Origin of the sequence: Janthinobacterium agaricidamnosum NBRC 102515 = DSM 9628 (genome assembly GCF_000723165.1) — a bacterium.
GTDB classification, from domain to species: Bacteria; Pseudomonadota; Gammaproteobacteria; order Burkholderiales; family Burkholderiaceae_D; genus Janthinobacterium; species Janthinobacterium agaricidamnosum.
The window spans coordinates 5,941,097-5,948,754 of sequence record NZ_HG322949.1 but is presented as its reverse complement, the minus strand read 5'-3'; the positions used below and the strand labels follow the sequence as shown (position 1 = coordinate 5,948,754).

Annotated in this window: 11 protein-coding genes; 9 read left to right on the top strand and 2 right to left on the bottom strand. The window is 64.4% G+C overall.

What is annotated here, in order from left to right; all coding sequences use genetic code 11:
- Positions 1–451: 451 nt before the first annotated feature.
- The 9 genes from GJA_RS25910 to GJA_RS25875 all read left to right on the top strand — a co-directional run bounded on the left by GJA_RS25910 (position 452) and on the right by GJA_RS25875 (position 5,512).
- On the top strand, positions 452–1,132 hold the full coding sequence (locus GJA_RS25910; RefSeq protein ID WP_144241657.1) for a helix-turn-helix domain-containing protein: 681 nt from the start codon (positions 452–454) through the stop codon (positions 1,130–1,132).
- A 124-nt stretch (positions 1,133–1,256) separates the two neighbouring features.
- Positions 1,257–1,892, top strand: coding sequence for a helix-turn-helix domain-containing protein (locus tag GJA_RS25905; RefSeq protein WP_038498154.1), 636 nt, complete (start codon positions 1,257–1,259; stop codon positions 1,890–1,892).
- Positions 1,889–2,026 (top strand): hypothetical protein, encoded by a 138-nt coding sequence (locus GJA_RS27950; RefSeq protein ID WP_156484167.1) that lies wholly within the window; start codon positions 1,889–1,891, stop codon positions 2,024–2,026. Before GJA_RS25905 ends, GJA_RS27950 begins: the two co-directional genes overlap by 4 nt.
- 338 nt (positions 2,027–2,364) lie before the next feature.
- Complete coding sequence (locus tag GJA_RS25900; RefSeq protein ID WP_144241656.1) at positions 2,365–3,552, top strand: rep family protein; 1,188 nt, start codon at positions 2,365–2,367, stop codon at positions 3,550–3,552.
- A gap of 23 nt (positions 3,553–3,575) precedes the next feature.
- Positions 3,576–4,457 carry a helix-turn-helix domain-containing protein gene (locus tag GJA_RS25895; protein ID WP_038498148.1) on the top strand — a complete coding sequence of 294 codons (882 nt, stop codon included), beginning with the start codon at positions 3,576–3,578 and terminating at the stop codon, positions 4,455–4,457.
- Between the two features lie 16 nt (positions 4,458–4,473).
- On the top strand, positions 4,474–4,713 hold the full coding sequence (locus GJA_RS25890; RefSeq protein WP_038498144.1) for a hypothetical protein: 240 nt from the start codon (positions 4,474–4,476) through the stop codon (positions 4,711–4,713).
- Positions 4,714–4,730: 17 nt separating this feature from the next.
- Positions 4,731–5,051, top strand: coding sequence for a hypothetical protein (locus GJA_RS25885; RefSeq protein WP_038498141.1), 321 nt, complete (start codon positions 4,731–4,733; stop codon positions 5,049–5,051).
- 3 nt (positions 5,052–5,054) lie between these two features.
- Entirely contained in the window at positions 5,055–5,267 is a 213-nt protein-coding gene (locus GJA_RS25880; protein ID WP_038498138.1) for a hypothetical protein, read from the top strand.
- The gene (locus GJA_RS25875) at positions 5,264–5,512 is read left to right on the top strand and encodes a hypothetical protein (RefSeq protein WP_038498135.1); all 249 of its coding nucleotides are present in this window, start codon (positions 5,264–5,266) and stop codon (positions 5,510–5,512) included. Before GJA_RS25880 ends, GJA_RS25875 begins: the two co-directional genes overlap by 4 nt.
- A gap of 474 nt (positions 5,513–5,986) precedes the next feature.
- On the opposite strand, the gene trfA is transcribed toward GJA_RS25875, so the two are convergent.
- A complete protein-coding gene (gene trfA / locus GJA_RS25870) occupies positions 5,987–6,856 on the bottom strand; it encodes a plasmid replication initiator TrfA (RefSeq protein WP_167541149.1) in 870 nt (289 codons plus the stop codon).
- A 10-nt stretch (positions 6,857–6,866) separates the two neighbouring features.
- A complete protein-coding gene (locus GJA_RS27945; RefSeq protein ID WP_038498132.1) occupies positions 6,867–7,463 on the bottom strand; it encodes a hypothetical protein in 597 nt (198 codons plus the stop codon).
- Positions 7,464–7,658 lie beyond the last annotated feature (195 nt).

Sequence of the window (7,658 nt, the reverse complement as noted above, 5' to 3'; positions counted from 1 at the left end):
CCCTGGTCATGGCTGGCGCCATGCCCTGGGGCCCGCGTCGGTGGAACGGGCGAAAGAGCCCGCCCTCGGAATAGCCCTTGCCCCGCTCTCTCGCGTTCGGGGGAGCCGGGCTGCGCCCCCACCGGCCCGGCCGACCTCGGCGCGCTGGCGCTTGCTCGGCGCGCCCGAACCGGCGGCCCCCCGCTGATGCTTCGGCGTGGCCTCAGCACGTCGCGCTGCACGCGCTCCGCCGCCGTCCGGCGGTCACAACCCCCAACCCCGCGCACCTGGTGGCATCGCCGGATACGGGTAGGGGTAGGCGGGGGTAGGCCTACCCCTAGGCGGAAAAAGTGTCCGGATTATCGGCAGGGGGTTAGAATCCTGACTGTTATTTTCTGCTCAACTGAGCGGAAGCCCCGGAACTAAAGGGCAACCGGCCGGTTGAGCTGTGTGGTTTTACCAGTCTATCCAAATGAAAAAACCGAAAACCGAGATGGAAACCGAGCCGGTCGACCCGGCGGAAGCGGGCGGCGCGCCCGCGCCGGAGGATGGTATTGGCGACCGCATCAGGTCGGCCAGGGAGGGGCGCGGGCTGTCGCAGACGGCGCTGGCGGCGCGCACGAAGATGGTCGACCAGGCGGGCAAGGGGGTGGCCAGGACCGTCCTGGTGGGCTACGAGTCGGGTAACTTCAGGCCGGGAGCCCGGGAGATTCGGTTGTTGTGCCAGGCGCTGAGCGTGACTCCGAACTGGCTCCTCATGGGCGACGAGTTGGCATCTGACCAGGCGTCGCTGGAGCTGGTCCGGCGGCGGGACTGGCGTGCCGCTGTCCGCCTGGCCATGGCTATCTCCATCCTGAAAACCCATGAGCGCAGTGCTTTCCAGAGCCTGGTCCTGTCGCTGGCTGGCCGCCAGTTGGGCGATATGGGGCTGTCGTCCCTGCTGACGACGGCCGCCATGGTGGCTAACGCGACCGAGCCGGAGCTCCGGAAGTACTTCGGGGAGGCCGTGGACGGCACGCTGGAGGAGCTGGTGCTGAGCTGCGCGGAGGGGCTGACCACGAACGTGGGGAACAAGCTGCTGCTGGACGAGGAGGAAGGGGATGTAATCGGCGGGGAATGGTTGTATCCAGACCCGGGCAAGGTGGCTAAATAGCAACAGTTGGCTTGTCCATAGTTTGACGAGTTTTACTATAGTTGTTCTAAATATTGACAGGTGGGAATTCTGTCGATATTCTGGCTCCATGTCGAATTTCCGACGATTACATAGGAGCTATCCAGTGAAAACCCCCTCGAAACACCCCATTACCCCGGCGCAGTCCCGCGATGCGCGGCGTGGTCTGGGCCTGTCGCAGACCCAGGTCATTCAGCAGTCCAAGCTGCCAGGCCACAAGCTGAAGAACTTCGAAACCGGCAGCTATCAGCCGGATATGACGTTCCTGAAGCAGTTGAGCGACTTCTACGCCGCCCTGGGCGTGGACCTGCCGGACGACGACATCGCCCCTACCCCTGCCGAGCAGTTGAAGCCTGGCGCCGCGATGATTCGCACGGTGCAGCGCCCTTGCTTCTTCATCAGCGAGGCGGTCCAGCCTGAGTTGCTGGACGAGTGCCTGGAGCGGATGCACCAGAACGACGAGCGCATCGTCTCCCTGTTGAGCACCTCCCTCAAGAGCGGCATGCTGGGCGGTCACCACGATTCGACCGTGGCCGAGCACCAAGAGCTGTTCGGCGCCATGTCGGAGAACTACCTGATTTTCCGTCTCCTGCAAGGCAATCCCATCGTGCAGCCGGTCGATGCTGCCGCCCGCCCGACCACGCACGCGCACCTGTTGGGGCAGTTCTACGCCAAGTCCCCATTGGCGGCGGCCAGCGTGGGCGCCGCTGCCGATGAGGTGGAAGAGGAGGACGCGCAATGAACCCGATTCCGTCCATCCCTATGCTGTCCGGCAGCGGTGGCAGCGGCAAGACCTTGATGGTCGTTGCCGTCCTGGCTGTGCTGGTCATGATGGCCAACAAGGCCCCGGCCGCCACCGCGACCACGTCGAAGTAGGCCGGATGCGCTTTTTGCCCCCCTCCAGCGCCCCAGGCGCGGCTCCAGCGGGCTGCGCATCTAAAACGGGTGCATACACTGCTTTTCCACTGTTCGCGGCCCCAGCGGCCTTCTCGCACGTCCAATGACCTTTTCCGCATCCTCCTCCCGCCCTACTCATGCAGCCGTGACCGGCTGCGCTCCGCTTTTGGAGGCTTTCGGGGCTGTTTTTGGAGGTTTTGATGGTCGGTTCTAAGGCCGCGCCAGGCGGCCAACTCGGAAAGCATAGGAATACTCCACCCGCCTCAACCGCAAAGCGCTACCGGCCGGTGGTCCTCCAGGGGGTCCAGCAGGGTCTGATGTCCCAGTATTTCAAGAAGAACGGGACCAATCTCCGGGGGTCATCCGTCGTCGGCTGTGGGCGCTGGAATGCGGGCAAGGACCGCACCAGTGGCCGTGCCGAGTTCGAAATAGGCGGCGCCAAGGGTGCGCGCCGCATCCAGACTTTCCGCTGTGGGTCGAACTGGACGTGCGAGGTGTGCGCCCGCGCCAATGTGGCGCGATATCGCAGCTGGATACGCGCAGGGCTGATGCCCGCGCTCGAGGCGGCGGGCAAGAGCGCATCCCTGGTGACGCTGACGCTCTCCCACCACTACGGCGAGAACTGGGGCGAAGTGACGCGCCGCCTGCTGGCTGCTTTCGGCCTGTGGGACAAGCGGATGGCGAAGGGCTACAAGAAGGCCGGGTACATCGGCAAGGTGAAGTCGTTCGAAGTGACGGTCGGTAAAAACGGCCTGCATCCCCACTTCCACCTGCTGGTCACGCATGACAAGGACGCCGACGTGGAGCAGCTGGAGGTGGCCATGCGCGCCGCCTGGGAGAAGGCCGTCACCGAAGAGGGCGGCCGCTGCACCGAGCACGGTTTCGACTTCAAGGCCAACTGCATCAACGACTACGTGGCCAAAATGGAATCGGCGCATGAGCTGTCGTCGCAGAACACCAAGCAGGGCCGGAAGAAGGGGCGCACGCTGTCCCAGCTGCTCGACGCCATCTACCGGGGCGACCAGACGGCCGCCCACGAATGGACCCGCGCCATCCAGGCGCTGGAGGGCGTGAACCGCTTCAACGCGGGCGCGCTGCCCAAAAAGCTGGGCATCCCGACACCGTCGGAGTGGGAAGACGAGGAGGAGAACGACCAGGGCGAACTTGACCTGGCCGAGGACCCGACTGTGGTGGACTTCTCGCTGGACGACCTGCTGCAAGCGACGCATCCGTCGCTGGGCCGCCCGGGCATGGCGATGATACTGCGCGCCCTGGACCGTGGCGGCGAGGCCGGTGGCCGCGCCATGTTGGAAGGCCTGCTGCGGGACTACGTCCGCACGCGGGCGCCGTGGACCCCGGCATGGATGACTGCCGCCGCTGACCCCGGCGGCCTGCCCGCCATCATCGAAACCGCCAAGACCCGACCGCTGACCCGCGACGAAGTCGCGGAATACCTGCGGGTAATAAAAAATCGTTCGGCCAGCTGCGCGCTGGCCACCGCGTAATCCCCATTTTTGGAGGGTGGAGTATGCCGTCACGCTTCGCAGATGATGAAAAGCTCCAGGCGCTGGCGCGCTACAACGCCGCCAACGGTGAGCATCCAAACCCGAAGGTCAAGAAGCTGAAAGGGCCACGCAAAAGCACGACCACAGCCCCAGTGCGGGCCTATCAGAAGAAGGTGACCGGGAAAGTGTACCGGGACCGGATGGTGGAAATGTTCAAGCTGGCGCCACTGAAGAAGGCCGAAAACCTGCCGCCATACGACGTCACCAACATGACGCGGTATCCGGCGGTGCCGCTGTTCAAGGACATGGCCGAGGACCGCTTGCAGCGCATCCTGGCGCGCTACGCCTATTGCATGAATGAGCAGGGCATCAGCCCGGGCCAGCTCAAGCTGTGGCGTGAACACGTGATGTACATGACCACCGAGCAGCTGGGGGCCTTCGTGCGGGTCAATGAGCGGACCATCCGCAACTGGGAGAACGGGACAAGCGAAATCCCGTTCTCGATGTGGTGGGTGATGTCTACGACGGTGCAAGACCCGGAGTACTTCTTGACCCGCCCGGGCTTCCACGATTTTTATATCGACTACGACCGCGCCACCGGTGAGGCGTTGCTCTGTTCTTCGGAGTGGCCCGATATCCGGGCTAGCCCCACGGACCTGTGGGTGCAGCGCGCGGCCACAAACAAGTGCCTCCAGCTGGAGGAGCAGTTACGGGTCAAGCAGCTGGCGCTGGACGAGATGACGGCCGAGAACACGCGCCTGCGCCACATGCTCAAGGCCGGGACCGTGGCCGAGGAGTTGGCGGCCATGCACGCGCACATCGGCAACCTGCTGACCAAAATGCACACCGCTGACGTGGTCGAATTCCCGACCGCCGAGGTCCTGCAGTTCGCCGCGGCCGGTTGAAAACCAAGGAAAAATAATGAAAAACGAGACCTTCCAAGACCTGAAAACCAAAGTCGAAACGCTGGAGAAGACCCTGCTGGGCATCACCTGCATCAACGATATCCAGATGGAGAGCATGGGCGGCGCGTCCCGGGTGGTGAACCCGGACCATACCGCCTACCTGCTCGACCACTTCATTGAGCCCGCGATGTACCAGGTAGAGGCCCTGCGGGTGCTGATTCACTCGCTCCAGGCGGAGGTGGCCACCGCCGGATAGACAACAAAAAAGCATTTATGTTTGACAAAAAGCACTTTATGTATATACTTAAAGTGCTTTTTGTTATTCCACATGGGGGATTTATGCTGCTGAACTGGACGATGGCGGAAGCCAAACGGGACTTTGAGCGCGGGACGTTCACCGCCTTTGAGATTTACGACTCGACGCTGATGGACGTGCCGACCTGGTCAATTTCCCTGCGGGGGCCGGTGAGCACGAAGTCTGCCGGTGTGCTGGTCGATGCCAGGACGAAGACGGAGCGGAAGTTCCGGACGCTTGACGCCGCCGTCGCGGCCCTGCGTGCCATCGGCTTCAAGGCCGCCAGGCTGGAGGGCTGAGCCATGACCTACGCCTACGAGATTTTGCCGCGCCCCGACCACCTGGGCGGCGGGTGGCGCCTGCGGCTGCTGGAGGATGGCCAAGAGGTTGGCGGCGGCGTGTTCCCGCCGGTAGAGGCGCCGGACATCACCAGGGAGGATGCGCTGGCCGATGCGTTCGCAGATGCCGAAGCCGAGGCCTACGACTGGCTGGACAGCCGACCAGGTGAAGAATGAGGACCGTCCGCCTGTCCGACGAGGACTTCGCTGAGCTGCACGCTGCCATCACGGCGGCCATGGATGGTCAGGACGTCCTGCTTGAAGCGCTGGAGGAGCGATTCGGCCCAGGCGCCGACCAGGTGGCGGCCGAGCGGGTGCGCCTGGCCAGGATGGAGGAGGCCGACCGGAGCCTGCGCGGCGTCAGCAGCTGGCGGTCCGGCGGCGACGCCAATCCCCGCCGTCGCAAACAGACCGTTTCCTGAAGACCGGTTTTTCAGACGCCCGCCCACCCGCGATGGGGGCGGCTCAAGTCCGGACGAATGTCCGGATTCCGCCCGAAGGGACGGAACCCCCTTGCCACCGATGGACATGCAGGAGCGTTTAGCGCGGTCGTCCCGCGCTGCGACGATGTCCAGACCCCGCGCCTCAAGCTTATCCACAGGGCGGGATTAAAAACCGATTAAAAGAATAATAAGAAAGGATTAGCGGGCTGTGGACAGTTCCGCGAATCCCGCATGGGCTGGGCCTTTCCGGGCCGTTTTGCCGGGCGCCGCCGTGGGTCAGATGCCGTGGGTGCGTGGGTCAGATGCCGTGGGTGCGTGGGTCAAATGCCGTGCCACCGTGGGTCAAATGCCGTGCCGCCGGAAATGGCTGGGCGTGGGTCAGCTGCCGTGCTGCGCGTGGGTCAAATGCCGTGGCCGTGGGTCAGCTGCCGTGGGGGTGTGGGTCAGCTGCCGTTACCGGCCGCGCTGCTTTTTGGCGGCGCGCTCCAGGTACTGGCGCTGGCTGAAGGTCGGGACCTTCTGGACGGTGACCAGGTCTTTTTCGTCGATGGTCCAGTCGACCAGCATGCCCACCGTGACCAGGTCGGCCAGGGCGGTCTTCAGCATCCGGCGGAAGTCGCGCAGGTCCTTGGACGTGCTGCCGCACAGGTCCTTGATGGTGCTGACCTTGTAGGGGTAGGGCTTCGCGTGGCTGGCGTAGAAGCCATGCAGCCACTTCGATAGGTTGTTCGTCAGCGCCTGGCGCTGGCCCCAGTCCACCTGGGAATAGCCGGTCTCGTATAGCGTGAGCATTTCCGGCGAAAGCTCGACCACGTAGCGGCCGATGGTCCGGTCCATATAGTATTTCTTCACCAGCCCTTCGCCGTAGACCTTGTCCAGCGCCTCCCAGGTGATTTCCACGTTCCCCGACCGGAGCCGGATAATCTCGTCGTGCAGCTGCTGGTGCTGGGATTTGCCGGTGCCGCGCCCCATGGTCTTGAGCAGGCTGTGGGCCGTGAAGTCCACCCGGTTGCCGAGAGGCTGGAGGCGCGCCAGGTGGACAAGCATTTCGAACGTGTCGAGGTCGGTCTGGTTGAAACGCTGGCCGGTGAAGCGGATTTGATGGCCTTCCACCGAGGCGATAAGCTCGTTCTTCACGAACTCCCTGCGCTTGGAAATGCTGAACAGGGCACCGCGCAGCACGGCGTTCGGCACGCCGCGCACCGCATCAGGCCACAGGTCCAGCGACATTTGCGGCGCTGGCTTCTTGGGTGCTTTGCGGCGGCTGGTCTCCAGCTTTTCCAGCGCATGCACAAGGCCTGACTTGGGTTTGGGTGTGGTCATGCCAGCGATTCTAATGCATGGCCCTCCCGAATTGTTGCACCAGGTGGGGAGGCCCGAGCAGTTGGAAGTGGCCAGCGGCGGCGCGCACGCGGCGCGCCTTGGCCAGCACTTCCGGGTGCAGGTTGCGAACCAGCAGGGCGGCGCGCCAGGCGCACAGCTCAGGCGACCAGGTGAGCGCATCAGCCTCCGCCAGTGCCGATTCGACCAGGCCGCATCGCACGCCGCCGCGCACACCGGCCGGTCCCAGTTTCACGTCGGCCGCTTGGGTGAGCAGGTAGCCGACGATGGCGGCCTGCCGGTAGGTGTCAAGCATGGACAGGTCGTAGCCCGCCCGGAATGCGTCCTCCTCGTAGGCCGCATTGGCGCGCGCGGCGCCGGTGTTCGTGAGCAGGTAGCCCCACACGCCGGTGCCCGACTTCCTGCGCATCAGCAGCCGACCGGACAGCAGCCTGGCCATCACCTCGGCCGCTCGGTTCGTGGCGGAGTGCTTGCCGCTGTCCGGCCACACCCAGGCGGCCACCTGGGCGACGGTCAGCCAGCCGACCAGGCCCACGGCCACCAGCACCCGGTCTTCGTTCCGGCGTGCGCGTACTGCGTTCGATTCCATGCGTGTATCCCCTGTTGATGTTGATACAAGGTGTAGTTACATGGACAGCAAAGGCGGTCCGTAAAAGGTGAGCCGGGGCTGGGAAGCGCCCCTTCTCGCTGTCGCTCGACTCCCCAAGCTGGGGCTCCCACTCTCTACGGACGGCTGGCGCCGCCACTCCGATAGCGGGGCAAGGGCCATTCCGTCCCCCGACTA

What these genes read in the sequence shown, in the direction of transcription:
- GJA_RS25910 (WP_144241657.1), top strand. Translation starts at nt 452, where the DNA reads ATGAAAAAACCGAAAACCGAGATGGAAACCGAGCCGGTCGACCCGGCG.
- GJA_RS27950 (WP_156484167.1), top strand. Translation starts at nt 1,889, where the DNA reads ATGAACCCGATTCCGTCCATCCCTATGCTGTCCGGCAGCGGTGGCAGC.
- GJA_RS25900 (WP_144241656.1), top strand. Translation starts at nt 2,365, where the DNA reads ATGTCCCAGTATTTCAAGAAGAACGGGACCAATCTCCGGGGGTCATCC.
- GJA_RS25895 (WP_038498148.1), top strand. Translation starts at nt 3,576, where the DNA reads ATGCCGTCACGCTTCGCAGATGATGAAAAGCTCCAGGCGCTGGCGCGC.
- GJA_RS25890 (WP_038498144.1), top strand. Translation starts at nt 4,474, where the DNA reads ATGAAAAACGAGACCTTCCAAGACCTGAAAACCAAAGTCGAAACGCTG.
- GJA_RS25885 (WP_038498141.1), top strand. Translation starts at nt 4,731, where the DNA reads ATGTTTGACAAAAAGCACTTTATGTATATACTTAAAGTGCTTTTTGTT.
- GJA_RS25880 (WP_038498138.1), top strand. Translation starts at nt 5,055, where the DNA reads ATGACCTACGCCTACGAGATTTTGCCGCGCCCCGACCACCTGGGCGGC.
- GJA_RS25875 (WP_038498135.1), top strand. Translation starts at nt 5,264, where the DNA reads ATGAGGACCGTCCGCCTGTCCGACGAGGACTTCGCTGAGCTGCACGCT.
- trfA (WP_167541149.1), bottom strand. Translation starts at nt 6,856, where the DNA reads ATGACCACACCCAAACCCAAGTCAGGCCTTGTGCATGCGCTGGAAAAG.
- GJA_RS27945 (WP_038498132.1), bottom strand. Translation starts at nt 7,463, where the DNA reads ATGGAATCGAACGCAGTACGCGCACGCCGGAACGAAGACCGGGTGCTG.